General features: G+C 69.8%; 25 protein-coding genes and 1 pseudogene. 20 read left to right on the top strand and 6 right to left on the bottom strand.

Annotated features, from left to right (window positions below):
• The first annotated feature begins 106 nt into the window (after positions 1–106).
• From ACLLJJ_RS12825 to ACLLJJ_RS12795, 7 genes are all read left to right on the top strand, one after another.
• Positions 107–934, top strand: coding sequence for a class E sortase (locus ACLLJJ_RS12825; RefSeq protein ID WP_434590071.1), 828 nt, complete (start codon positions 107–109; stop codon positions 932–934).
• An 82-nt stretch (positions 935–1,016) separates the two neighbouring features.
• Positions 1,017–1,187, top strand: coding sequence for a DUF3311 domain-containing protein (locus ACLLJJ_RS12820; protein WP_434600393.1), 171 nt, complete (start codon positions 1,017–1,019; stop codon positions 1,185–1,187).
• Complete coding sequence (locus ACLLJJ_RS12815; protein WP_434590068.1) at positions 1,184–2,716, top strand: sodium:solute symporter family protein; 1,533 nt, start codon at positions 1,184–1,186, stop codon at positions 2,714–2,716. The genes ACLLJJ_RS12820 and ACLLJJ_RS12815 overlap by 4 nt, the downstream gene beginning before the upstream one ends.
• A 234-nt stretch (positions 2,717–2,950) precedes the next feature.
• Entirely contained in the window at positions 2,951–3,262 is a 312-nt protein-coding gene (locus ACLLJJ_RS12810) for a DUF6412 domain-containing protein (protein WP_434590065.1), read from the top strand.
• Between the two features lie 153 nt (positions 3,263–3,415).
• Positions 3,416–4,180 (top strand): YidC/Oxa1 family membrane protein insertase, encoded by a 765-nt coding sequence (locus ACLLJJ_RS12805; RefSeq protein ID WP_434590063.1) that lies wholly within the window; start codon positions 3,416–3,418, stop codon positions 4,178–4,180.
• Between the two features lie 132 nt (positions 4,181–4,312).
• Positions 4,313–5,170: a fumarylacetoacetate hydrolase family protein gene (locus tag ACLLJJ_RS12800; RefSeq protein ID WP_434590060.1), complete on the top strand. Its 858-nt coding sequence runs from the start codon at positions 4,313–4,315 to the stop codon at positions 5,168–5,170.
• A gap of 378 nt (positions 5,171–5,548) precedes the next feature.
• Positions 5,549–6,139 carry a choice-of-anchor A family protein gene (locus tag ACLLJJ_RS12795; protein ID WP_434590057.1) on the top strand — a complete coding sequence of 197 codons (591 nt, stop codon included), beginning with the start codon at positions 5,549–5,551 and terminating at the stop codon, positions 6,137–6,139.
• A gap of 3 nt (positions 6,140–6,142) precedes the next feature.
• On the opposite strand, the gene ACLLJJ_RS12790 is transcribed toward ACLLJJ_RS12795, so the two are convergent.
• Positions 6,143–6,640, bottom strand: coding sequence for a heme-degrading domain-containing protein (locus ACLLJJ_RS12790; RefSeq protein WP_434590054.1), 498 nt, complete (start codon positions 6,638–6,640; stop codon positions 6,143–6,145).
• Entirely contained in the window at positions 6,637–7,794 is a 1,158-nt protein-coding gene (locus ACLLJJ_RS12785; RefSeq protein ID WP_434590051.1) for a Gfo/Idh/MocA family oxidoreductase, read from the bottom strand. The genes ACLLJJ_RS12790 and ACLLJJ_RS12785 overlap by 4 nt, the downstream gene beginning before the upstream one ends.
• On the opposite strand from ACLLJJ_RS12785, the gene ACLLJJ_RS12780 reads away from it, so the two are divergent.
• The 11 genes and pseudogenes from ACLLJJ_RS12780 to ACLLJJ_RS12730 all read left to right on the top strand — a co-directional run.
• Positions 7,793–9,172 (top strand): ROK family protein, encoded by a 1,380-nt coding sequence (locus ACLLJJ_RS12780; protein ID WP_434590048.1) that lies wholly within the window; start codon positions 7,793–7,795, stop codon positions 9,170–9,172. The genes ACLLJJ_RS12785 and ACLLJJ_RS12780 overlap by 2 nt on opposite strands.
• 168 nt (positions 9,173–9,340) lie before the next feature.
• Positions 9,341–10,432: an LPXTG cell wall anchor domain-containing protein gene (locus ACLLJJ_RS12775; RefSeq protein ID WP_434590045.1), complete on the top strand. Its 1,092-nt coding sequence runs from the start codon at positions 9,341–9,343 to the stop codon at positions 10,430–10,432.
• A 155-nt stretch (positions 10,433–10,587) separates the two neighbouring features.
• Positions 10,588–11,358, top strand: coding sequence for a GntR family transcriptional regulator (locus ACLLJJ_RS12770; protein ID WP_434590042.1), 771 nt, complete (start codon positions 10,588–10,590; stop codon positions 11,356–11,358).
• Between the two features lie 103 nt (positions 11,359–11,461).
• Positions 11,462–12,583: a TIGR03364 family FAD-dependent oxidoreductase gene (locus tag ACLLJJ_RS12765; RefSeq protein WP_434590039.1), complete on the top strand. Its 1,122-nt coding sequence runs from the start codon at positions 11,462–11,464 to the stop codon at positions 12,581–12,583.
• A gap of 5 nt (positions 12,584–12,588) precedes the next feature.
• The gene (locus ACLLJJ_RS12760) at positions 12,589–13,320 is read left to right on the top strand and encodes a phosphonatase-like hydrolase (RefSeq protein WP_434590036.1); all 732 of its coding nucleotides are present in this window, start codon (positions 12,589–12,591) and stop codon (positions 13,318–13,320) included.
• Positions 13,317–14,369: an ABC transporter ATP-binding protein gene (locus ACLLJJ_RS12755; protein ID WP_434590033.1), complete on the top strand. Its 1,053-nt coding sequence runs from the start codon at positions 13,317–13,319 to the stop codon at positions 14,367–14,369. The genes ACLLJJ_RS12760 and ACLLJJ_RS12755 overlap by 4 nt, the downstream gene beginning before the upstream one ends.
• 10 nt (positions 14,370–14,379) lie before the next feature.
• The gene (locus tag ACLLJJ_RS12750) at positions 14,380–15,345 is read left to right on the top strand and encodes a 2-aminoethylphosphonate ABC transporter permease subunit (protein ID WP_434600392.1); all 966 of its coding nucleotides are present in this window, start codon (positions 14,380–14,382) and stop codon (positions 15,343–15,345) included.
• Complete coding sequence (locus ACLLJJ_RS12745) at positions 15,332–16,129, top strand: ABC transporter permease (protein ID WP_434590031.1); 798 nt, start codon at positions 15,332–15,334, stop codon at positions 16,127–16,129. The genes ACLLJJ_RS12750 and ACLLJJ_RS12745 overlap by 14 nt, the downstream gene beginning before the upstream one ends.
• Before the next feature lie 24 nt (positions 16,130–16,153).
• On the top strand, positions 16,154–17,215 hold the full coding sequence (locus ACLLJJ_RS12740) for a 2-aminoethylphosphonate ABC transporter substrate-binding protein (protein ID WP_434590029.1): 1,062 nt from the start codon (positions 16,154–16,156) through the stop codon (positions 17,213–17,215).
• 150 nt (positions 17,216–17,365) lie between these two features.
• Complete coding sequence (locus ACLLJJ_RS12735) at positions 17,366–18,865, top strand: alkaline phosphatase family protein (protein WP_434590026.1); 1,500 nt, start codon at positions 17,366–17,368, stop codon at positions 18,863–18,865.
• A gap of 76 nt (positions 18,866–18,941) precedes the next feature.
• Positions 18,942–19,319: pseudogene (locus tag ACLLJJ_RS12730) on the top strand (TIGR01457 family HAD-type hydrolase); the annotation flags it as partial.
• A gap of 127 nt (positions 19,320–19,446) precedes the next feature.
• Here the strand turns inward: ACLLJJ_RS12730 and ACLLJJ_RS12725 are convergent.
• A complete protein-coding gene (locus tag ACLLJJ_RS12725; protein WP_215147618.1) occupies positions 19,447–20,226 on the bottom strand; it encodes an HAD-IIA family hydrolase in 780 nt (259 codons plus the stop codon).
• A 260-nt stretch (positions 20,227–20,486) separates the two neighbouring features.
• On the opposite strand from ACLLJJ_RS12725, the gene ACLLJJ_RS12720 reads away from it, so the two are divergent.
• Together ACLLJJ_RS12720 and ACLLJJ_RS12715 are read left to right on the top strand one after the other, a co-directional pair.
• Positions 20,487–21,602: a hypothetical protein gene (locus ACLLJJ_RS12720; RefSeq protein WP_269288406.1), complete on the top strand. Its 1,116-nt coding sequence runs from the start codon at positions 20,487–20,489 to the stop codon at positions 21,600–21,602.
• Positions 21,603–21,709: 107 nt separating this feature from the next.
• Positions 21,710–22,396, top strand: coding sequence for a pentapeptide repeat-containing protein (locus tag ACLLJJ_RS12715; RefSeq protein ID WP_269288407.1), 687 nt, complete (start codon positions 21,710–21,712; stop codon positions 22,394–22,396).
• Positions 22,397–22,400: 4 nt separating this feature from the next.
• Here the strand turns inward: ACLLJJ_RS12715 and ACLLJJ_RS12710 are convergent, their stop codons facing one another.
• The 3 genes from ACLLJJ_RS12710 to ACLLJJ_RS12700 all read right to left on the bottom strand — a co-directional run bounded on the left by ACLLJJ_RS12710 (position 22,401) and on the right by ACLLJJ_RS12700 (position 24,252).
• Positions 22,401–23,261 (bottom strand): aKG-HExxH-type peptide beta-hydroxylase, encoded by an 861-nt coding sequence (locus ACLLJJ_RS12710; RefSeq protein ID WP_434600391.1) that lies wholly within the window; start codon positions 23,259–23,261, stop codon positions 22,401–22,403.
• Between the two features lie 109 nt (positions 23,262–23,370).
• Complete coding sequence (locus ACLLJJ_RS12705; protein ID WP_215147610.1) at positions 23,371–23,547, bottom strand: hypothetical protein; 177 nt, start codon at positions 23,545–23,547, stop codon at positions 23,371–23,373.
• 342 nt (positions 23,548–23,889) lie between these two features.
• Entirely contained in the window at positions 23,890–24,252 is a 363-nt protein-coding gene (locus tag ACLLJJ_RS12700; RefSeq protein WP_434590021.1) for a hypothetical protein, read from the bottom strand.
• Positions 24,253–24,356: the final 104 nt, after the last annotated feature.

Genomic DNA, 24,356 nt, shown 5'->3' with positions numbered 1-24,356 from the left:
CGAGAGAGCGCACAGCGTCACAGCGGTGAGGTGTTCTGGCCAGGGCAGGGAGATCGTCCGTGGTTGTCTCCCCCGGTTATGGAGAGTTGGCGTTGATGGGCTTATCGTGCGCGCCGTGCGGAAGCAGAGGCGGATTTCGGTTGTGGTGCGGCGCACCTCCAGGGGGCGCGTCGCCGCCGCGCGCGGGCTGTGGGCGGGTGCGGAGATCGCGGTGACCGTCGGAGTCGTCGTGCTGCTCCTCGTCGTACATCAACTGTGGTGGACCAACCGGCAGGCCCGTGACGCCGCCGAACACAAAGTCCAGGCTCTGGAGCGGGAGTGGGCCACGGGGCAGGGAGCAGGGAGTGGTGAGGGCAGTGGCCCCGCGCCGGGCCCCGCAGCGGACCCTCCGGCGGAGTCGGAGGCGGGGGCCGGTGGTGAGAAGCAGGGCGGGGGCGCGCCCGGTGCTCCGCGCGCTGCTCGGAAGCCTGCCGCGCCCCGGTGGGATCAGGCGTACGCCGTCCTCCGCATTCCCCGCCTCGATGTGACCGCTCCCGTCGCGCAGGGCATCAGTAAGGACGGCGTACTCGACAAGGGGTACGTCGGGCACTATCCGCAGACCGCCCAGCCGGGCCGCCCCGGGAACTTCGCGCTCGCCGGGCACCGCAACACGCACGGGGAGCCGTTCCGCCGCATCGACCGGCTGCGTGCCGGCGACGAGATCAAGGTCGAGACCAAGGACGCGGTCTATACGTACGCCGTCGGCAAGACCCTCGCGCAGACCACCGCCCGGGACAGCGGTGTCATCGCGAAAGTGCCGCGCAGCAATCTCAGCCCCGGCGTCGGGTACAGCGAGGCCGGGTACTACCTCACGCTCACCACCTGCACGCCCGAGTACACCTCCAAGTACCGGCTCGTGGTGTGGGCGACGATAACGTCGATGCGGCCGCGCTAGCGGGGCACGGGTGCCACGCTGGCGCGCAGCGGGTGTCCGTTATGGTCCTGACGTGCTCAGACACCGTCCTCATCTGCTGTGGCTGCTCGTTCCGTATGTGCTGTTCCTGGGGGCCCTTCCCCTGGTGAACCGGGTGCAGCCGGTACTTTTCGGGCTCCCGTTCCTCATCGTGTGGCTTCTCGGAGCGACCTTGCTGACCCCGGTCGCCGTGTGGCTCGCCCGGCGCGGGGACAAGAGGAGGGGCACCGCGTGAACGCCGTTGTCGCCACCTCGATCTTCGGTGTGTTCATGGTGGCCACCGTCGCCCTCGGGCTGTTCGCGGTACGCGGGCGCGGTGCCGGGGGCGGGCTCGCCGAGTGGTCCGTGGGCGGGCGCAGCCTCGGTGCCGTCTTCATCTGGGTGCTGATGGCCGGCGAGGGCTATACGAGTTTCAGCTACCTGGGCGCCGCCGGTTGGGGCTACAACTACGGGGCGCCGGTGCTGTACGTCGTCGCGTACATGTCCTGCGGATACGCCGTCGGGTACGTCGTGGGACCCATGCTCTGGGCGTACGCCCGCAAGCACGGCCTCGTCGGAATCACGGACATGATCGCCCACCGGTACGGGCGGCCTTGGCTCGGTGCGGTGGTCGCCGTCCTCGCGACGGTGTTCCTGCTGCCCTACATCCAGCTTCAGATCACGGGCATGGGCGTCGTCGTCTCGACGATCTCCTACGGCGCCGTCAGCCTCAACTGGGCCTATTTCATTGCCTTCGCCGTCACCACCGGGTTCGTCGTGGTCAGCGGGCTGCGCGGCAGCGCCTGGGTCTCGGTGCTGAAAGATGTGCTGGTCGTCGCGACGCTGGGCTTCCTCGCCCTGTACGTACCGTTCCACTACTTCGACGGGTACGGGCCCCTCCTCGACCGGATCGTCACCGAGAAGAGCGAGTGGCTGACCTTTCCCGGACACGGGGACAGCGGGTTCGGACAGGTCTGGTTCGTGACCACGTCCTTCTTGAACTCGCTGACCGTGGTGATCTTCCCGACCACCGTCGCCGGGTACCTAGGAGCCCGTAACGCGGACGCGCTGCGGCGCAACGCCGTCTGGCTGCCCGCGTACAACATCCTGCTCTTCGTACCGATGCTCCTCGGCATGGCGGCGCTGTTCGTCGTGCCGGGCCTGGTGGGCGCCGAGTCGAATCTGGCGCTGTTCAAGCTCGTCGTCGACTCGCTGCCGGCCTGGGCGGTGGGGATCATCGGGGTCGCGGCCGCGCTGTCGTCGATCGTCCCGATGGCCGTGTTCATGCTGGTCATCGGGACGATGTGGGGGCGCAGCGTGCTCTCGCTCGTACCGCGGTGGAGCGGCAACGCGCGCCAGAAGACCGCCTCGCAGGTGGTGGTGGTCGCGTCGGGCGCGCTGGCGCTGCTCATGACGTACACCGCGCCGAACACCCTCGTACGGCTGTCCCTCATCTCCTACGAGGGCATGGCCCAGCTGGTGCCGATGCTGCTGCTCGGTCTGGTGTGGCGGCGGCTGACGCTCGCGGGCGCGGTGAGTGGGCTCGTGGTGGGGGTGGGGGTGGTCTGCGCGCTGGTCTTCAGCGGGAACGATCCGGTGTGGGGGACGAACGCGGGGATCGTGGCGCTCGCGGGGAACCTGGTGGTCGCGTTGGGCGTCAGTAAGTACGGGCCCCGGGACCGCGACGAGCGGTCCGACGCGGAGGTGCTGGCATCGGATCCGGGACCTGACACCGACTTGGGTCACGCCCCGGGCGCGGCCTCCGCCGCGGGCGCGAAGGCCTGAAAGCGCCACAGCGTGAAGGTGCCACGGCCTAGAGATGCCACGGCGTGTGGGTGGCACGGCCTGAGGTGCCACGGCGTGCGGGTGTGACGGATCCCGCAGGGTCCGTTGTCGGTGGCGGGCGTTAGCATCGGAAGACAGTTGTACGAGTCGGGGCCGGCGAGACGGCCGTGACCCGAGACGGCCGCGACCCGAGGGCCGCGGCCGGCGAGACGGACGCACAGGAAAGGGGGAGGCATGATCGGCTGTTCCACGCGGGTACTGCGTCCCCTCGGGCTTGTGCTCTTCCTCCTCAGCGAGATCCTGCTCGTCGAGAACGGCAGCTTCTCCGCCGCCGTCGCGGTCGCCGCCACCGCCGCGGCCGGTTCCGCGCTCACCGCCTGCGCCATCATCACCGCGCGCCGCGTGCCCGCCGTCCCGCTCACCCGGGTCCGTACGGCGATACGCGACCGTGAGCTGCGCACCGCGTTCCTGCCCCAGCGAGATCCGGACGCGCGCGGGCGGACCAGGCCCCGAGCGCCGGGGCGTCGTCTTGCGACGACCGCGTAGGGGCGCGCAGCTCATCACCCTCCTTGACCTCCTCGCTCGTGTGGAGCCGGAGCCGGAGCGCGCGTAATCCCGTACGTCCGTACCGCCCCCTCGTGGGTCGTCATGCCGAGCTTTCTCTCTTCCGGCACGACGAGACCCCTCGGAGGGCTCCCCATGACCGTTTTCGCCAGCCTGGTCGAACATCTCGCCGATCTGCTCAACCCGCTCTTCCAGGCCTCCGCCATGGCCGCCGCGATCGTGCTCTTCACCGCGCTCGTACGGCTCGCCATCCACCCCCTGTCGCGGGCGACGGCCCGCGGCCAGAAGGCACGCACCAAGCTCGCGCCGCAGGTCGCCGAACTGCGCAACAAGCACAGCAAGAATCCGGAGCGCATGCAGAAGGCGATCATGGAACTGCACGCCGCCGAGAAGGTGTCGCCGCTGTCGGGATGCCTGCCCAGCCTCTTTCAGATCCCGGCGTTCTTCCTGATGTACCACCTCTTCTCGAACCAGCGGATCGGCGGCGAGCCGAACTCCCTCCTCAGCCACAAGCTCTTCGCCAGCCCGCTCGGTGACCGCTGGTCCGACGCGCTCGCGGACGGCGGGGTCTTCGGGTCGCACGGGCTCGTGTACGTCGGCCTGTTCGTGCTCGTCGCGGCGGTCGCCACCTTCAACTACCGGCGCACCAAGCTCCAGATGGCCGCCAACCCCGCTCTTCCCGCCGTGCAGGGCGGTCAGCAGCTGCCGGGCATGGGCGCGATGGCGACGATGACCAAGATCATGCCGCTGATGTCCTTCGCGACGCTCATCACGGTGGCCGTGGTGCCGTTGGCCGCCGCGCTGTACGTCGTCACCAGCACCACCTGGAGCGCGATCGAGCGGGCCTACCTGTACCGGGACATTCCGGTCGGCGGGGCCGCGCTTGCTACTGCCGCGTAACAGTCCAGTCCGTGAACGGGGTCTTGCGGACTGGACCTTGACCTTGGAGGATCAGCCAATCCTCCGATGGCCGCACTCCATCGGCCGGGGCCGGGCGCGACAACTCGACCACTCGACCAGAGGAGACTGACCATGAAGCTGCTGCGGGTAGGAACAGCGGGAGCCGAACGTCCGGCGCTGCTCGACGAGGACGGGACGCTCAGGGACCTGTCGGGCGTCGTCGCGGACATCGACGGCGGCCTGCTCGCCGACGAGGCCGCCCTCGGACGGGTCCGCGCGGCGGCTGCCGCGGGTGACCTGCCGGTGATCGACGCGGAAGGTACGCGGGTCGGGCCGCCGCTCGCCGGGATCGGCAAGATCGTATGTATCGGGCTGAACTACCACGACCACGCCGCCGAGACGGGCGCGGCGATTCCCGCCGAGCCCATCATCTTCTTCAAGGCCCCGGACACGGTGGTCGGCCCCAACGACACCGTGCTCGTACCGCGTGAGAGCGTCAAGACCGACTGGGAGGTCGAGCTCGCCGTCGTCATCGGGCGTACGGCCCGCTACCTGGAGTCGGCCGAGGACGGCCTCGCGCACGTCGCGGGGTACGCGGTCGCCCACGACGTCTCCGAGCGCGAGTTCCAGATCGAGCGCGGCGGGACCTGGGACAAGGGCAAGAACTGCGAGACGTTCAACCCGCTGGGCCCGTGGCTGGTGACGGCGGACGACGTGCCGGACCCGCAGACGCTCGGGCTGAAGCTCTGGGTCAACGGCGAGCTGCAGCAGAACGGCACGACCGCCGAGCAGATCTTCCCGGTGGGTGAGGTGGTCAGGTACGTCAGCCGCTTCATGACGCTCTACCCGGGCGACGTGATCAACACCGGTACGCCGGCGGGCGTCGCGATGGGCCGACCCGAGCCGAAGCCCTACCTGCGCTCCGGCGACGTGGTGGAGCTTGAGGTGGAGGGGCTGGGGCGGCAGCGCCAGGAGCTCAAGGACGCGTGATCGCCTCCCGGTGAGGGGCCGTGGGGCGCCGGCCCGAGGGCTGAGCGCCCGGCGGCTCCCCGGGTGGGCTTCCTGGTCCGCAGAGCTCCCGAGCCGCCGGCCCGGCCCCGCTGACCATGGGGCCGGGGTCGGCGGGGCAGTGGTCTGACGCCCGTTGGTGGCCCCGGGTGCCGGTGGGAGAGCCGGGGCGTGTCAGAGGGAGTGGTTCCGGTGCCCGCTTGGGCGTGTTGGCGGAGAGTTATCTCCCGCTTTTCCCATATTGCTACGTATGACAAAAAAGACTTCGCTGCGCGCCCGGCATCAGCTTCCGGTCCATCCCGGCCGGGGCGACCGTCCTGGTCAACCTCACCGGTGACAGCCGCACCATCAGTACGTACATTGGCGCCCTGCCGCAGGGGCTGGCGCGAGCGGCTGCTGTGGAACTTCCCCGACGCCGGTACGGTGCGGCTGGTCGGCAGCGGCCAGTTCCAGGGCAGCGTTCTGGTGGGCGAGCCGGGCAGTATGACGACGGTGACGTTGCCGGGCGTGAACGGCAGGCTGTTCACCGTGGGATCGCTGACCCATTCCTCCGCGGGCGGAGGCGGCCAGGAGATCCACGCGTACCCGTTCAACGGGGATCTGCCGGGCTGTGACGACGCCACGCCGACACCGACGGAGCCGACGCCCACGGAGCCCACCCTCACGGAGCCGACACCGACGGAGCCGACGCCGACCGGGCCCACCCCCACGGAGCCGACGCCGACCGAGCCCACCCCCACGGACTCCACCCCCGCCACATCCACCGGCGGCTCGACGGGTGGCTCCTACGGCGGTTCCACCGACGGCGGCGGTGAGCTGCCCGACACCGGTGCCGACGTCTCGGCCGACGAGCTCATCCTGCTGGGCGCCATCTCGGCCGCGCTCGTCGCGGCGGGCACCGGGATCGTGCTGGTCACCCGGCGCCGCCGCGCCACGGAGGACATGCGGTGAGCGTTACGCCGTCATGCGTTCCAGCGCCTTGACGACCAGGGCGTGGTCCTCGGCCTGGGGCAGGCCCGAGACCGTGACGACGCCGATGACCCCCGCGCCCTCGACCGTGATCGGGAACGCGCCGCCGTGCGCCGCGTACACGTCGGGGTCGAGGCGCGAGGAGTCCTCGAACGTCGTGCCTTTGGCGCGAAAACGGGTGCCGACCAGGAACGAGCTCTCCGCGTACCGCTCCACGACGCGACGCTTGCGCTCGATCCAGGCGTCGTTGTCGGCGCTCGACCCGGGCAGCGCGCAGTGGAAGAGCTGTTGCGCGCCACGCCGGATGTCGATCGCCACCGGAGCGTCGCGCTCGCGCGCCAGCTCCACGAGCAGGCTGCCCAGGGTCCAGGCGTCCTCGTGGGTGAAGCGGCTCAGAGTCAGCCGGCGCTGCTGCTCCACGAGTTCGGCCACGGAGGGGTTGGACGGGTCGGCGGGGCCGGACGTGCCGGGCGGGTTGCTCATGCGGAAGCCTCCGTGCTCGGCGTGTTCCGGGTGCTCTGGGTGTTCTCCGTGGGGATCTCCACGGAGACGCCCTCGCGGGCCGAGTGGCGCGCGGCCTCCAGGACGTCCAGCGCCGCGGCTGCCTGCTCGGCGGTGACCGGGGGAGCGGAGCCTTCGCGCAGGGCGGCGGTGACGGCCGCGTAGTACGCCGGGTAGTCGCCCGGCAGCGTCGGGACCGGGGTGCCGCCGCCGGTCAGTGGGGAGTCGCCCGCCCCCAAGTGGCCCCAGAGCGACTCCGGCTCCTCGCCCCAGTTCTCGTCGACGGCGGGGCGCCTGCCCTCGCGGAGCGCGGCCTCCTGCGGGTCGAGGCCGTACTTCACATAGCCCGCGCGCGAGCCGAGCACGCGGAAGCGCGGGCCGAGCTGGGCGGTGGTGGCGCTCGCGTACAGGTGGGAGCGGACGCCGTTCGCGTGCGTGATCGCGATGAACGTGTCGTCGTCGGCCTCGGCGCCCGGACGGCGCACATCGGCCTCGGCGTACACGCGGACCGCCGGGCCGAAGAGGACCAGCGCCTGGTCGACGACATGGCTGCCCAGGTCGTACAGCAGACCGCCGATCTCGGTCGGGTCGCCCGACTCGCGCCAGCCGCCCTTGGGTTGCGGGCGCCACCGCTCGAAGCGTGACTCGAAGCGCTGTACGTCGCCGAGCTCGCCGGCGGCGAGCAGCTGCTGGAGGGTGAGGAAGTCGTTGTCCCAGCGGCGGTTCTGGAAGACGGAGAGCAGCAGGCCGCGGTCCTTGGCGAGCGCGGCGAGCTCGCGGGCCTCGGCGGCGGTGCCGGCCAGCGGCTTGTCCACCACGACCGGCAGGCCCGCCTTGAGGGCTGCGGTCGCGATCGGGACATGGGTCTTGTTGGGGGACGCGATCACGACCAGGTCGAGCTCGTCCGCGCGGGTCCACAGCTCGTCGGGCGAGGCCACGAAGCGCACGTCGGGGAACTCGGTGTGGGCCTGGTCGCGCCGCCCGTCGTTCGAGGTGACGATCGTGTCGAGGGTGAGGCCCTCGGTGGCGGCGATGAGCGGGGCGTGGAAGACGGAGCCCGCGAGGCCGTAGCCCACGAGTGCGACGCGCAGCGGGGCGCGGGTTTCGGTGCCAGGAGCGATGCCGGTGCCAGTCATGCTCCCACTTAAACAACGCTGTTGCCAAAGGGCAAGCGCGGGAGACAATGGGGCGGTGAACAGGAGTAATACGGGCGTAAATCTGCCGGGGCTGCGCAGCCACAACGCGGCGCTGGTCCTCGACCTGCTGCGGGCGGCGGGACCCGACGGCATCAGCCGCCTTGAGCTGGCCGAACGCACCGGGCTCACGCCGCAGGCCGTCAGCAAGATCACCGCCCGGCTGCGGGCCGAGGGGCTGCTCGCGGAGGCGGGCCACCGCGCGTCGACGGGCGGCAAGCCGCGCACGGTGCTCCGGCTGGTGCCGGACGCGGGGTACGCCGTGGGCGTGCATCTGGACCGGGACGAGCTGATGTCGGTGCTGGTGGACCTGACCGGCGAGGTGGTGGCGGTGCGCCGGGCTCCGCTGGACTTCGGGGCGGGGGTGGAGGTGGTGGTCGAGGCGGTGGTGCGGGAGGTCGCGGCGCTGGGCTTCCCCCGGCTCGGCCCCACCCCTGAGCCGGTGCCGGCACCGGGGGCGGGAGGAGAAGTGGGGGCAGGCCTTCGGGCGCCCGGCGCCGGAGCAGGTGGCGCGACCCTCGCCCCGGCCGGGCCGGACGGCGCCGGGGTTACCGGGGCCGGCCCCGCCCCTGAGCCGGGGCCCGGTCGCGCTGCCAAGGCCCCCGAGCCCGTTGAGCCCAATCCCAATCCCGTCCCCGCCCCCACCTCCGCCCCTGGGAAGTTGCTCGGGGTCGGGGTGGCCGTTCCCGGGCCGCTTGATCATGGGCGGGGGGTGTTGCACCGCGTCACCGGGTTTCCGCAGTGGGACGGGGTGCGGCTGCGGGACGTGCTGGCCGAGCGGCTCGGGCTGGCCGTCGTGCTCGACAAGGACACCAACGCCGCCGCCCTCGGGCTCGCCCTGCGCGCCCGGCCCGCCGCCGGGGAGTCCTTCGCGTACCTCCATCTCGGTACGGGGCTCGGCGCCGGGCTCGTCCTCGGGGGTGCGCTCCATCGTGGTGCGCGCACCGGCGCGGGGGAGTTCGGGCACCAGACCGTGCAGCTGGACGGGCCCGTGTGCGGCTGCGGTGGGCGTGGTTGCATCGAGGCGCTCTGCCTCGCCGCCGTCGCCCGCGGCGACATCGCCGAAGCCGCGCGCGTCCTCGGGACCGGGGCGGCCAACCTCGTCGGCCTGCTCGACATCGACCGGGTGCTGCTCGGTGGCCGGGTCGTCGCCGCGCACGAGGGCGAATTCGTACAGGGCGTGGGCGACGTACTCGCCGAACTGGCCCGGCGCGAAGGCCGATCGGCGGTCGTGCCGGTGGTCGCCGCCGGTGATGGCGGTCGTGGAGTCGCTTACGGAGCGGCCCAGTTGGTTCTGGCTCCCCTCTTCGGCCGCGTGTGAGCCGACCGTGGGAGCCCCTGGGCCATCGGGTGGGTTTCTCCGGGCGGCCGGGGGTGCGTGGGCGTGGCGTCCCCCGGCCGGTCACGCGCGCGTGGCAGGGTCTCGGCCCATGACCGGGTGACACCGGCCGGCCCGCCCGACCGCTTCGCGATCTGAAAAGGCCTCACCATGCGACTGCGCAGCGCCCTTGTCCTCGGAGTCACGGCAGCCATGGCCGCCCCGGTGGCGGTCGCCGTCGCGGCGGATGCCCGGACGGCGGCCGGCAGCACGGCCTACGTGACGCAGAGACAGGCGCAGGCGCAGAGCCGAGCGGAAACCCAGAGCCAGGCGCAGGGCCGACTGCCGAGCCGAACGCGGACACAGGCCGAGGGGCGGACGCAGCCCCACCCCCAGCCGCAGCCCCAGCGCCCGCAGTGGCGTGTCCCGCCCGCCCCCTCCTGCGGCGATCCGTCCTCCGCCGGGTTCCCCATCGACACCCGCATCCACGGCGGGCCCGCCACCTACCGGCCCGGTCACGGCTTCGAGGCCTGGTACGTCGATCTGGCCAACACGACGACCCGGCCCTGCCGGAACATCCACCCCGTCGTCGTCCTCACCGACCGCGCCCGCACCCTCGACCCGGCCCAGATCCGGCTGGAGTTCCACGACCCGGCCGCGGACCGCTGGCACCCCGTCCGTTTTGAGAAGACCGACGAGGACGAGCTCGTCGGAGCCTTCGACGACGGCTTTCCCGGCTTCGCCGTCCCCGCGGGCAAGACCGTGCCCGTGAAGGTCAGGCTCGCCTTCACCGCCGACGCCCTCACCGGCCAGGTCGTCGCCAACGCCGCGACCGTCCAGCGGCAGGGCGACGACGGCGACTGGGTCGGCGAGTCGAACGACTACCGCTTCACCATGGCCGCCGCGATCGGTGACGAAAGCAGCAGCGCCGGTGACAGCGACACCGACAGCGGCAGCGGCAGAGACAGTCACAGCAACACCGACAGCGGCAGCGGCAGAAACAGTCACACCGACACCGACACCGACACCGACACCGACAGCGGCAGAGACAGTCACAGCAACAGCGACAGCGGCAGCGGCAGAAACAGTCACAGCGACAACAACCGCGGCGACGGCACCGGCTTCGCGCAGCCGCCCTCCTCGCTCGCCAAGACCGGCTCGGAGCATCTGCTCGGGCTCGGGGTCACCGCCGGCGTTCTCCTCCTCCTCGGCGGCGGTGCACTCGTGGTGGGGCGCAGGCGTTTCCGTACCGGGAGGTACTGAGCAGTCGCCCCGCCGCCCTCCGGAAAGCGGTGCCCGCGTCGCGCCGGCCGAGACACCGGCGGCGACGCGGGCACCGCTGCGTTCAGCGGGGGACCGGGGACGAGCGACATCGCGCGTTCACCCTGTCGTTCGTCTTCGTCTGCGAGCATCCATCCGTGGACTACCCGAACGCGCACGACCAGATCCCTGGCGCACCGATCCGCTCCGGCATCCCGGAGCACGGCCGCATTCCCAAGTACTACGTCGTCAAGGCGCATGTCGCGGCCCTGATAAGCGAGTTGGGCGAGGGCGGGCTGCTTCCCACCGAGCGGGACCTCGCCCTGCGGTACGAGGTCTCGCGCGAGACGGTCCGCCAGGCGCTGCGCGAGCTTCTCCTGGAGGGCCGGCTGCGGCGCCGCGGGCGCGGCACCGTCGTCGCCGGGCCCAAGCTCGAACAGCCCCTCGCGCTGGCCAGTTACACCGAGGGCGTACGCCGCCAGTCCCGCAGGCCGGGTCGCCATCTCATTGGTCTCGACCGCTTCCCCTGCCCCGAATCCCTGGCCGCCGAGGTCGGCGCCGAACCTGGCGAACCGGTCTGGCACCTGGAGCGTGTGCTGCTCGCGGACGACGAACGGGTCGGTCTGGAGAGCACGTATGTCGCGGTCTCCCGGGTGCCTCGCCTGGACACCGACTTCGAGCCCGACTCGTCCTTCTACGCGTACCTCCGCGACCGGGTCGGTGTGTCCTTCGGCGAAGCGGACGAGCGCATCGAGACGGTCCTCGCGACCCCCCGTGAGGCCCTTCTCATCGGCACTCCGCCGGCCCTGCCCATGCTGTTGATCCACCGGCTCTCGCGGGATCTCGCGGGCCGGCCGCTGGAACGGGTGCGCACGCTTTTCCGGGGCGATCGCTTCAGCTTCACCGTGCGGCTCGGCAACCAAGGGTAGGTCACGGAAACGTAACGGGTCTGGTCCATCATTGGGTGGCTGTTCACCTCGCCGTTGCTGCGCGGATCGTTGCGTGCCATTCGCCCCGAGGAGCGTTGCCGCCGTGAGAGTCATAGTTGTTGGAGCCGGCGTCGTGGGAACCATGCACGCCTGGCATGCGGTGGAACGCGGCCACGAGGTCGTACAGATCGAGCGCGAGAGCGAGGCGCGCGGCGCCTCCCTCCGCAACTTCGGCCAGATATGGGTCAGCGGGCGCGCGGGCGGTGAGGAGCTTCGGACCGCGCTGCGCGCCCGTGAGCTGTGGGAAGGCATCGGGGAGCGGGTGCCGGGCCTGGGCTTCCGGGCCATCGGTTCACTCACGCCCGTCCGCAACGAACTGGAACTGGCCGTCGCCGAGGCCGCGTTGAGCAGGGCGGACGCCGCCGACCGCGGGTACAAACTGCTGACGGCCGACGAGGCGCGGGGCATCAATCCGGCCCTGCGCGGCGAGTTCACCGCCGCGCTGTGGTGCGAGCGGGACGCGGCGGTCGAGCCGCGTACCGCTCAACTCGCCCTCAAGGAAGAGCTGCTGGCGTCCGGGCGGTACACCTACCTCGGTGGTCGCGAGGTCCGCGAAGTCGTGGGGGAGAACGCGGTCCGCGACGACCACGGCGACCTGCACACCGCGGATGCCGTGGTGCTCTGTCCGGGCGCCGCGCTCTCCGGCCTCGTCCGCGAGCTCGTGCCCGATCTGCCCGTGCGCCGCGTCCGCCTCCAGATGATGCAGACCGAGCCGCTCGGCGAGGCGCTCACCACCTCCGTCGCCGACGCGGACAGCTTCCGCTACTACCCGGCGTACGCGAGCGAGGCCCTCGACGCGCTCAACGCCGGACAGGACCAGACGCCGACGGCCGCCGCGCACAAGATGCAGCTGCTGATGGTGCAGCGACGCGACGGCGGACTGACGATCGGCGACACCCACGAGTACGAGCACCCCTTCGCCTTCGACGTCGTCGAGGAGCCGTACGAGCACCTCACCCGGGTCGTCGAGTCCTTCCTCGGCCGCCCGCTGCCGAAGATCAGGCACCGCTGGGCCGGGGTGTACGCGCAGTGCACCGACAAGAGCCGCGTCGTCCACCGCCAGCAGGTGCGCGACGGGGTGTGGCTGGTGACCGGGCCCGGCGGGCGCGGCATGACCTGCTCGCCGGCGATCGCCGAGACAACCGCGAACGAACTGGGCTGGTGACGCACATGAACCAAGCACGTCCGACGAACACGACCGGCACGGGCGACCGGATCGACCCGATCAAGCTGGTCGTCCTCGACATGGCGGGCACCACCGTCGCCGACGGCGGACTGGTCGAGCAGGCCTTCGACGTGGCCGCCCAGCGGCTCGGCGTCGAGCCCGGGTCGGCCGACCACGCCGAGAAGCTCACCTATGTACGCGCCACCATGGGCGAGTCCAAGATCTCCGTGTTCCGGCACCTGTTCGGCGACGAGATCCTGGCCCGCCGGGCCAACACCGCCTTCGAGGAGGCGTACGGCGAGCTCGTCGGCGCCGGACACATCGCGCCGCTGCCCGGCGCCCGCGAAGCCGTCGAGAAGCTGCGCGCCGAGGGTCGCACCGTCGCCCTGAGCACCGGGTTCGCCCGCGTCACGCAGGACGCGATCCTCGCCGCGCTCGGCTGGCAGGAGCTGGTCGAGCTGACGCTGTGCCCGGCCGACGCGGGGCGCGGGCGGCCGTACCCGGACATGGTGCTCGCCGCGTTCCTGCGGACCGGGGCGGCCGACGGGGTCCGGCAGATCGCGGTCGCCGGGGACACGTCGTACGACATGCTCAGCGGCGTACGCTCCGGCGCCGGCGTCGTCGCCGGGGTGCTGACGGGTGCGCACGACCGCGACCAGCTCGCGGCGCACGGCGCGACCCATGTGCTCGACTCCGTCGCCGAGCTGCCCGGGCTGCTGGCGCGGGAGGGCCGGTGACCAGCGGCATACGCTTCGACCGGGTGTCGGTCGCGTACGGCGCGAACACCGTCCTCGACTCCCTGGACCTCACGGTGGAGCCCGGCGAGGTGATGGCCCTGCTCGGTCCGTCCGGCTCGGGCAAGACCACCGCGCTGCGGGCCGTCGCCGGATTCGTCCGGCCCGTGTCCGGGCGGGTGTTCATCGGCGACCGCGATGTCACCGCCCTGCCGCCGCACCGGCGTGGCATCGGGATGGTCGTCCAGCAGTACGCGCTCTTCCCGCACTTGAGGGTCGAGGACAACGTCGCCTTCGGGCTGAAGGCGCAGAAGGTGCCCAGGGCGGAGATCCCGGCGCGGGTCGCCGAGGCGCTGGAGATGACCGGCATGGCCGCGTACGCCAAGCGGTATCCGCGTGAACTGTCCGGCGGCCAGCAGCAGCGCGTCGCCATTGCCCGCGCGCTGGCCATCAGGCCCGGCGTCCTGCTGCTCGACGAACCGCTCTCCGCGCTCGACGCGCAGCTCAGATCCGGCATGCTGGCCGAACTGGCCCGACTGCACCGGGAGTTGCCGGACGTTTCCATCCTCTATGTCACGCACGACCAGGTCGAGGCGCTGACCCTCGCGGACCGCATCGCCGTCATGGACAAGGCGCGGCTGCGGGACTGCGGGACTCCGCAGCAGCTGTACCGGCGCCCCACCACCGAGTTCACCGCGTCGTTCGTGGGCAACGCGAATCTGCTGCCGGTCACCGTCGGCGCGGGCAGTGTGAGCTTCGGTGGCCAGGACCTGTTGGTCGCCACCGACGAGGCGGCGCCGGGCGCCACGGCGACGCTGTGCGTCCGCCCGCACCTGGTCGGGCTCGGCGACGGCCCGAACGCGCTGCGGGGCACGATCACCGAGGTCCAGTGGCGCGGCGCCACCCACCGGCTGTACGTCGACGTGGCCGGCCACCGGCTGAAGGCGGACCTGCGGGAGCTGCGGGAGACGCCGGAGCTGGGCGCCGAGGTCACAGTGCACTTCGCGGCCGAGGACGCGGTGCTGCTGGGGGCGGGGGTCTCGGGTGGCTAGCACCGACGCGATGCGGTGGGTCCCCGGCGCCGCGCCGCCCACCGACTCCCCCGAGTCGGGACCCGCACGGGCCCCGCAGGACGCGAGCCGTGCGGGAACCGCCCTCGGGGGGCCGGGCGCCGACGAAGGCCCGCGCCGCCAACTTCGGCGCTGGGTATGGGCGTTGCCGCCCGTCGTCTTTCTCGCGCTCGTGTTCCTCTACCCCCTCGCCCTCGTCGTCCAGCAGTCCTTCACCCCCGACGAGGGCGGCGTCTCCGTCGAGCCGTACGCCGAGGTCTTCGCGTCCGAGGCGTTCCGCGACGCGCTCGCCACCACCGTGTGGCTCGCCGTCGGGGCGACCGTCGGGTGCCTGGTCCTCGGATTCGTACTCGCCCTCGTCATCGCGTTCGTGCCCTTCCCCGGCGGTAAGGCCGTCGCGAAGTTCATCGACGTCTTCCTGTCCTTCCCGTCCTTCCTCATCACTCTCGCCCTGCTGTTCATCTACGGCAGCGTCGGCATGGCCAACGGCGTCTGGACCGACGTCACCGGCGCGGCCGAAGGGCCCTTCCACTTCCTGACCACGCCCTGGGGTGTCCTGCTCGCCGAGATCACCTACTTCACGCCGTTCGTGATGCGTCCCCTGCTCGCCGCGTTCTCGCAGCTCGACACCGCGCAGCTGGAAGTCGCCTCGTCACTCGGCGCCAGGCCCGCCCGGATCATCCGCAAGGTGATCCTCCCCGAGGCGCTGCCCGCCCTCGCCGCGGGCGGCAGCCTCGTCCTCGTCCTGTGCCTCAACGAGTTCGGCATCGTGCTGTTCACCGGCGCCAAGGGGGTGACCACGCTGCCGATGCTCGTCTACGGCAAGGCGATCCTCGAATCCGACTACCCGGCCGCCTGCGTCGTCGCCGTCGTCAACATCGCGATCTCCGTGGGCCTCTACACCGTGTACAAGACCATCACCCGGCCATCAGAAGGGCGCCGTCGTGCTGGTGCATAGCCGAACGGGAAAGTGGGCGGCCCAGGCGCTGTTCCTCGTCCTCTTCCTCCCTCTCTTCGCGCTGCCTCTCCTCGTCATCGTCGCCGCGTCGTTCTCCACGAACTGGTCCGGCGCCTTCCCCTCGGGCCCGACCGCCGAGCACTACGCCTCGGCCGTGCGCGGCGACTCCCTCCAGGCGCTCACCACCAGCCTGGTCACCGCCGTCACCGCGAGCGTGCTCGCGCTGACCGTCGGCACCTGGGCCGCCCTCGCCGGCGCCGCGCTCAACAGGCGCGGGAAGCGGGCGCTGGACGCGCTGTTCATGCTGCCGGTGGCCGTGCCGTCCGTGGTCGTCGGCCTCGCGGTGCTCGTCGCGTTCTCGCAGCCGCCGGTGCTGCTCAACGGCACCCGCTGGATCGTGATCCTCGCGCACACCGTGCTGGTCACGGCGTTCGCCCACCAGTCGGTCTCGGCCGCCATCCTGCGTCTGGACCCGATGTACGAGAACGCCGCCGCGTCCCTGGGCGCGCGTCCCTCGTACGTGCTGCGCAAGGTGAAGCTGCCGCTCCTGCTGCCGTCGCTCAACGCCGCCGCCGGGCTCTGCTTCGCCCTGTCCATGGGCGAGTTGAGTGCCACGATGATGCTCTACCCGCCCGACTGGATGCCGCTGCCCGTGCAGATCTTCACGGCCACCGACCGCGGGTCCCTCTTCACCGGCTCCGCCGTCGCCGTGGTCCTGATGGCCACGACGCTGCTGGTGCTGCTCGCCGTGTCCCGGATCCGCACCAAAGCCTCTTACCGCTGACCACCGCTGGGAGTACGAAACGTTATGCGTCGCAACCTCAAGCCGATCGCCGCCGTCACCGGCAGCCTCGCCCTCGCCGCCTCACTCACCGCGTGCGGCGGATCCTCCGCCGCGTCCGACGAGAAGATCGTCACCGTCTACAGCGCCGACGGCCTCAAGGGCGAGAGCGGCGACGGCTGGTACGACCAGGTCTTCAAGGACTTCGAGAAGAAGACCGGCATCAAGGTGAAGTACGTGGAGGGCGGCTCCGGCGAGATGGTGCAGCGCGCCGTCCGCGAGAAGTCCAACATCCAGGCCGACGTGCTGGTCACCCTGCCGCCGTTCATCCAGCAGGCCGACGCGAAGGGCCTGCTCCGGGCGTACCGGCCCAAGGGCGCCGACCTCGTCGGGGCGGGCAACAAGGCCGCCGACGGGAAGTGGACCTCGGTCGTCAACAACTACTTCGGGTTCATCCACAACAAGAAGGAGCTCAAGGGGGACGCGCCCAAGACCTGGGAGCAGCTGCTGGACCCCGCCTACAAGGACAAGCTCCAGTACTCCACGCCCGGCGTCGCGGGCGACGGCACCGCCGTCGTCATCAAGGCCATGCACGACTTCGGCGGCAAGGAGCCGGCGATGGAGTACCTGAAGAAGCTCCAGGCCAACAACGTCGGCCCGTCCTCCTCCACCTCCAAGCTCGCGCCCAAGGTCGACAAGGGCGAGATCCTGGTCGCCAACGGCGACGTACAGATGAACTTCGCGCAGTCCAAGTCCATGCCGAACCTGGGCATCTGGTTCCCGGCGAAGGACGGCGCCAGGCCCACCACCTTCGCGTTGCCGTACGCCGCCGGTCTGGTCGACAAGGCCCCGCACACCGAGAACGGCAAGAAGCTCCTCGACTTCATGCTGACCGAGGGTGCGCAGCGGCAGGTGAGCGGGATCGGCGGCGGCTTCCCGGCCCGCACGGACATCAGGCCGACCGACGCCAACGCCATCGAACTGGCCAAGCTGATCAAGGGTGTTGAGATCTTCGAGCCGGACTGGAAGGACGTCGGCGCCAACCTCGACGACTACATCGACGCCTGGAAGTCGGCCACCGGCAGCTGACCGGTAACCGTTCGGCCAGGCTTGCCTGCGAGGGTCTGGACCGGACGCCGCTATCACGCGAAGGTAACGGGTCTGGTCCAGGCGCGCGTCGGTGCACGTCTTCGCACGTCGATGCCCGTCCCCCATCGCCCCACCCGACTGGAGAGTGACATGTCGTCAGGCATTTCCCGGCGCGCCCTGCTCATGGGCGCCGCCGCCACCGCCGTGGCAGCCGCGGCAGGCCCCCTCGCCACCGTCTCGCAGGCCGCGGCCAGGACCCCCAAGGTCCTGGTGATCGGCCTGGACGGCGCGATGATCAACAGAATCAAGGATGCCGACGCACCCCACCTCGACGCTCTGATGGCGAGCGGCGTCACCGCTCCCAGCAGCATCTACACCAACCCGATGGCCCCCACCTCGTCCGGGCCCGGCTGGTCCACGCTCATCACCGGGGTGTGGCCCGACAAGCACAAGGTCGTCAACAACGAGTTCACCGGACACAACCTCGCCCAGTACCCGGACTTCATGACCAGGATCGAAGCGGCGAAGCCGGCCCTGTCGACGTACGCCGTCGCCTCCTGGAACCCCGTCACCGACACGATCTTCTCCTCGAAGGTCGACACCCGGGTCTCCACGCCGGCCGCCGAGTACGACGCCGGAACCACCTCGCGCGCCGTCGCCCGGCTCAAGACCGCCGACCCCGACGCGGTCTTCGTGCACCTCGACAACGTCGACCACGCCGGGCACGCGTCGGGCGCCGCCAGTCAGGCGTACCTCGACGCGCTGCACGGGGTGGACACGCAGGTCGGCGCGATCGTCGCAGCCGTCAAGTCCCGTGCCACGTACGCCGCCGAGGACTGGCTCGTCATGATCACCGCCGACCACGGGCACACCGACGCGGGCGGCCACGGCGGCTCCTCCTGGTCCGAGCGACAGACCTTCCTCATCGCCTCCGGCGGCGGCCTGACCGCCGGAACCACCCGCCACGACGTCAAGATGCCCGACGTCGCCGCCTCCGCCCTCGCCCACCTCGGCATCGCCATCAGCCCCGCCTGGGGGCTCGACGGCCGCCCGGTCCAACAGCCCACCACCGACGCCTTCGACGCCCTGCGCGCCAAGCTCGGCAAGGCCGTCGACGAGACCGGCATCGGCTCCGACGTCATCGGCTTCACCCACACCCCGCCGCCCGGCTGGTCCGTCGACAACACGGCGATGGGCACGGGCGGCGTCACCGAGTGGCGCGGCTGGTCCTTCACCACCGACGAGTTCTGGACGAAGGCCCAGCGCGACCAGCAGCGCGAGCTCAACATCAGGGCCCGTGGCGTCTTCGCGGTCGCCGACGGCGACGAGTGGACCGACAAGGCCGTCACGGGCAGCTTCGACTCGACGCTCGTCAGCCCGGCCTTCCCGGTCACCGCGGGCGGCGCCGCGACCCTCACGTACACGACGTACTACCGGCACGAGTCCCCGCAGAAGGGCGAGGTGCTCGTCTCGTACGACGCGGGCACACCCGCGCCGGTGAAGACGTACACCGCCGACGCCCCGTCCAGGACCGAGACCATCGCTCTGCGGGTCCCGGCGGGCGCCTCCACGGCCCAGGTGCGCTTTCGGTACACCGGGGGCAACAACTGGTACTGGACCGTCGACGGGGTCAAGATCACATCGGGCTGATTAAGGTAGGGGCGCACGGACGGTGTGGTTCGGGCGCCCCTACTCAGCGTTATCGCGTACGGCAGGAGTCCGGCACATGGCAGAGCGCAAGCCGATCGAATCATGGCTCACCGACATGGACGGCGTTCTCATCCACGAGGGCACGCCCATCCCTGGCGCCGATGCCTTCATCAAGCGGCTGCGCGAGTCCGGCAGGCCGTTCCTGGTGCTCACCAACAACTCCATCTACACGGCCCGTGACCTGCACGCCCGGCTGGCCCGGATGGGCTTGGACGTGCCCGTCGAGAACATCTGGACCTCGGCGCTCGCCACCGCGCGGTTCCTGGACGACCAGCGGCCCGGCGGCACGGCGTACGTCATCGGTGAGGCCGGTCTGACGACCGCGCTGCACGACATCGGTTACGTCCTGACCGACCACGACCCGGACTACGTCGTCCTGGGCGAGACCCGGACCACCAAAACACACTTCGCCCTGACCTGCGGGTTGTCGCCCTCCGTGAGACCTAGACGACCAGCGAGTCACGAACACGGAAGGCCCTCCCAAGGTACCGGGAGGGCCTTCTCTGTATCTACCGGGAAGATCAGATGCGGTCGACGAGATCCGCGATCGAGTCGACGACAGTGGTAGGTCGGTACGGGTAGCGGTCGATGTCCTTCCGCCCCGTCAGCCCTGTGAGAACGAGGAAGGTCTCCATGCCGGCTTCCAGTCCGGCGAGAACGTCCGTGTCCATCCGGTCGCCGATCATCGCGCTCGTCTCCGAGTGCGCGCCGATCGCGTTCAGGCCGGTCCGCATCATCAGCGGGTTGGGCTTGCCAACGAAGTACGGCTTCTTGCCGGTCGCCTTCGTGATGAGCGCGGCCACCGCACCCGTGGCCGGAAGCGCACCCTCGGCGGACGGGCCGGTCTCGTCAGGGTTCGTGGCGATGAACCGAGCCCCGTTGTTGATCAGGCGGACGGCCTTCGTCATCGCCTCGAAGGAGTAGGTTCGCGTTTCGCCCAAGATCACGAAGTCGGGCTCGTGGTCAGTGAGGATGTAACCGATGTCGTGCAGGGCTGTGGTCAACCCGGCCTCGCCGATGACGTACGCGGTTCCGCCGGGGGCCTGGTTGTCCAGGAATCGCGCCGTCGCGAGGGCGGATGTCCAGATGTTCTCGACCGGCACTTCCAGGCCGATGCGCGTCAGTCGGGCGTGGAGGTCCCGCGCGGTGTAGATCGAGTTATTGGTCAGAACCAGGAAGGGCTTACCGGACTCGCGGAGCTTCTTCAGGAAGGCGTCTGCGCCGGGGATGGGCACGCCCTCGTGCATGAGCACGCCGTCCATGTCGGTGAGCCAGGATTCGATCGGCTTGCGCTCTGCCATGCGTCCGGACTCCTGCCGTAAAGGGGTATCTCGTCAGGCGATCATTTCACGCCGCACAGGCAATCGAACCTAGGGACCATCGACCCTTGACGATTGGTAGGTGCGTCCGATAAGCGGACACGGATACTCGGTAGTAGGTCACGGGCGTGTGGCCCACTTCACAGATTTAGGTGCATCCTAAACGATTAGGGCATAAATCGATCTTCGAACACATGATTGGATTTCCGGAAGTAAAGATTCCGTTAAAGGGGGGTCCGCCCATGAACCGACGCGACGAGGCGTCGAAGGATGAGATCAGCACTCATCCCATTGGGAAGCTCCTTGCCATACCCGTCCGGGGTAGGTCCGATCGGAAGCTCGCAATCGCAACGTGGTGTGTCCTCGCGGGCGTCACGTTCACGTGCCTCACCATGAGGATCAGCCTGCAAGATCGGGAGCCCGCTCCGAAGCCCAAGGAGAAGCCGCACGGCACGGAGGTCAACGACGCCTTCAAGGCCGCCCCGGAGGCGGGTTACTACCCGACGTACCTCGACGGCGGAGGCGGCATCGCAGGCGTCCCGCTAACGGAGGAGCAGCGCAAGGCGGTGATCCGTGAGGCGCAGCGACGCGGACTGTCGGCTGCGGATGCGTACGCGCTCGCCTATGGCGACGGAGCCGTAATCCACGTCCACCCAGACGGCACGGCGCATGTCCACACCGAGAAGGTCGTTGTTCCGGATGGCCCCGTCTATGCGAAGGCGGGGCGTGCCGAATCTGGCAGCGTCGCGGCGTCGAGCGGCGGGGCCGCCCAGGGCGTGAAGCCCGAGGGGGCGGCGTCGGGCCCGGAGAATGCGGAGGACGAGCCCGCCGGCACGGAGAAGGCGAAGAGCGGGAAGGTCAAGGACGAGAAGGCCGCCAAGAAGGAGAAGAAGGCTGGCAAGGGCACCCAAAGCCCGTCAGGCAGCGCCTCTCCCGCAGGCGAGGGGTACTACCCGACCACCGGCAAGAGTCTGTATGAAGAAGACGAAGGGGCTGGGCTGAAGACCGTCCTCCCGCCCGCGCTGGAGAAGGTGGTCGACGCGGCAGACGTCTTCACTGAGTGGCTCCGCGCTGCGTCTCCCGGCGAGGCCGTAGTGAGCGGGCCCGTACAGAGCGCCAGCCGCATGTCGCTCAAGATCGAGGCGCCGATGATGGCGGACCTCACGGTCACGACCACGATCGAGGCACCCCTCAGCGCAGAAGCCGCGGTGCAGCCGGTCGTGAGCACCGTCGTCACGGACACGGAGACTGGCGAGGTCTTGGCCGAACAGCGCCCAGAACGCTGCCCTAACGCCGATGCGGTATCCAGCTTGGCAATCGAGCAGGTCGTAGATGCGGTCACGGAAGCGCGCGAATAATTCCGCAGTGGTCATCCGTTCGTGTAGCTCAACCATGCATCGTCCGAGATGAATTGGCCCTAGACTCGTAGCCACTCCACCAGAACCCGAGAATGGATTCGCCCAGGATGGCTCAGGTCGCTCGGCAAGGCAGCAGGATCGTACGGATTAAGAATCCCACGGCTCCGAAACTGGCGCTCTCGCTTCGGTCGGCAGATATGCCCAGGGATAACCTTGAGGATGACGCGATCATCAAGGGGGTGCGCTACGACGGTACGCGCTTCATCGGCTTGGAGGTGGAGGCTCTTGAGGCTGAGGGGAGCGTCTTCGAGAACTCCCGCTTCACGGGAACTCGCCTGACCAGAAGCCAGTTCAGCGACTCGCAGTTCACAACTTGCGACTTCGCCGAGGTGACCGCGCAGGACGTGTCCTTGATCCGCTGCACCGTAAGCGGCAGCCGGATCACGGGCTCGTCATGGAAGTCGGGGACGTTCCGGGACGTGCGAATTGAGGGATGCGTGATTGCTCCTGCGATGTTCCGGCACATGAAGCTGTTCAGCGTCGTATTCAGCGACTGCAAGATGGTCGGCGCGGACTTTCAGTCGGCCCACATGCACAATGTGCGGTTCGAGAATTGCGACATGACCGGAACGCAATTCGCCAATGTGCAGATGGGCGCTGTTCGTTTCGAGAACAGCACCCTCATTGACGTTGGCGGCGCAGCGAGTTTGAAGGGGGCAACCGTTCAAGGCCCAGGGTCGATGGAGCTGGCCCTGAGCCTTGCGCGGGAGGCGGGGATCGTCTTCGAGCCGTAGCCCGTCAGGCGGCGATGCTGGGCCGGTAGCCCGCGTACTCCGGACTGGAGATCGCGCGGGCTACGAGGTCGAAGTCGATGCGCTCGCCGAACTCGCACAGCTCGTCGAGAAGCATCTGTCCGTACTCGTTGAAGTGCCGGCGCTGCTTCTTCAGGTCTTGGCAGGCGTCCCGGAGCGACTCGGTGTAGAGGTCGACCAGCATGGTCACGCCCTGATGGTTCTGCATGAACATCAGGGGGACCGTCACCACGGCGGCGTGGAACGCCTTGTCGAGCGGACGGCGCTGGCCGATCTTCACGGCCGACAGGGCGCGGTACTCGTCCGATTCGAGTTCGCTGGACGGGAGGTTGAAGGTGCCGTACACCTTGTCCCCCACGAAGAGGTTCAGGTGCATGCCCTCGTGCACGAGGCACATGGCGTAGTCGAGCAGGTCCCACTCCGGGCCGGGGCTCATGACGACGAGTCCGGGGACGTGAGAGGCCGAGCCGCCCCCGTCGACGCCGGAGTTGAGGATCACGAGGTCGGTGATCAGTAGGTCGACAATGCGGCGAAGGTCGGGGCTGATCTCCTGGATGAGATCCAAGGCCGCGGTGACCTGGTTGTCCCAGTCCTCACGTGTCGGTCCATCCGTGGGGCCGGCGCCCTTGAAGATGTGTTCGAAGATGCCGTTGGCGGTGCAGTACTTCGCCCAGGGCCCGTCCTCGTACGTGATCGAGATGCCCTCACCGTCCACCGGCATGGGGCGGAAGCTCGGGTCCGAGATGGCTGCGCGGTACGCCGCGTCGAGTCCTTCGGCGTCGGGGTACGCGTCCGTCACGGCGTGGATCAGGCGAGCGGTGTTCTCGTAGGTGTGGCCGATGTTCATGAAGTGCACGATGGGCCTCCTTTGGAAGTGACCAGGGGGCGTGCGCCCGGAACGGAAGACCGCTCCGGGCGCACTGAAGGGGGTCAGCGCGTCAGCGCATCGCGGGGGGTTAGGAGACCCAGCCGCCCATCATGCAGCTGTTGGCGTCCTCCTGGGACCGCTGGACGGACGCCTTCACGCTGGAGGCCAGCGCCTTCGGGTCCTCCGCGACGGCCGCCACGAGGCTGACCAGGGCGGTGCGGGGCATGGCCTGGGTCTCGGCCGGGTTGGCCTGGATCGGGCTCATGATGCTCCTCCTTGTTGGAGTTGAGTCGTGCCTGCACTTGCCAACCCACCTCGATCGGTCCGACGAGGACTGCCGGTCGCGGTGGGGTTCTGCCTCCGCCCCCGAGGATGTGCACTTGCGGGGGAGCCGTGCGGTGGGCACTCGGGGGCGGAAGATCATCGGTTGACGGCCCAGAAGGCCCAGCCCCAGAGCAGCGAGGTGGCGATCATCAGGGCCTGAAAGACCCACTGACGCCAACCGAGTGGCGGGCGACGGGCTTCGGCTCGGCGAGGATCGCCACTACCAGAGCGGCGCCCACTGCCAGCACGGTTAGGACGTAAGCCACCTGCTGGGCCTTCGGGCTCACGCGACATCGGCCCCGATGCCCTGGGCGTAGATCCACAGCAGGCGCCGAGTCACGGTGGCAACCTCGCGGAGGTAGCTGAAGGCACCGAATGCCGGCGTTGCGGCCGTGGGGCGCTGCGTGAGTTCCAGCAGGTTGTACGCCTTGCTGAACTGCTCCTGAACGACGGGGTCAGTATCGGCACCGAGTTCCTCGGCCAACAGGATGTTGAGGTGGCCGATGATGCGGGTCGTGGCGGCGTCGATCTCCACGCGAGTGGAGGTTCCCTGCCGCATCAACAGGGCCGTGTCGGTGCTGTCGGATACCACCTCGATGTCGATCGGCCTGCCGTCGATATCCGGGGTCTCGGGTTCTTCGGTCACGGTGGACACCACCACGCATCTCCCCTCGGTACCGCATGAGGTGCGGATTCCTTGGCTGCTCGGTTCGGAGCGAACGTAGAGCGGCGGCCGGTCAACTCTCAAGA

This window comes from Streptomyces sp. A5-4 (assembly GCF_051131715.1).
Classification (GTDB): Bacteria; Actinomycetota; Actinomycetes; order Streptomycetales; family Streptomycetaceae; genus Streptomyces.
Note: the sequence above shows the minus strand (reverse complement) of the source record. Positions and strands in the feature narration are given on the sequence as shown.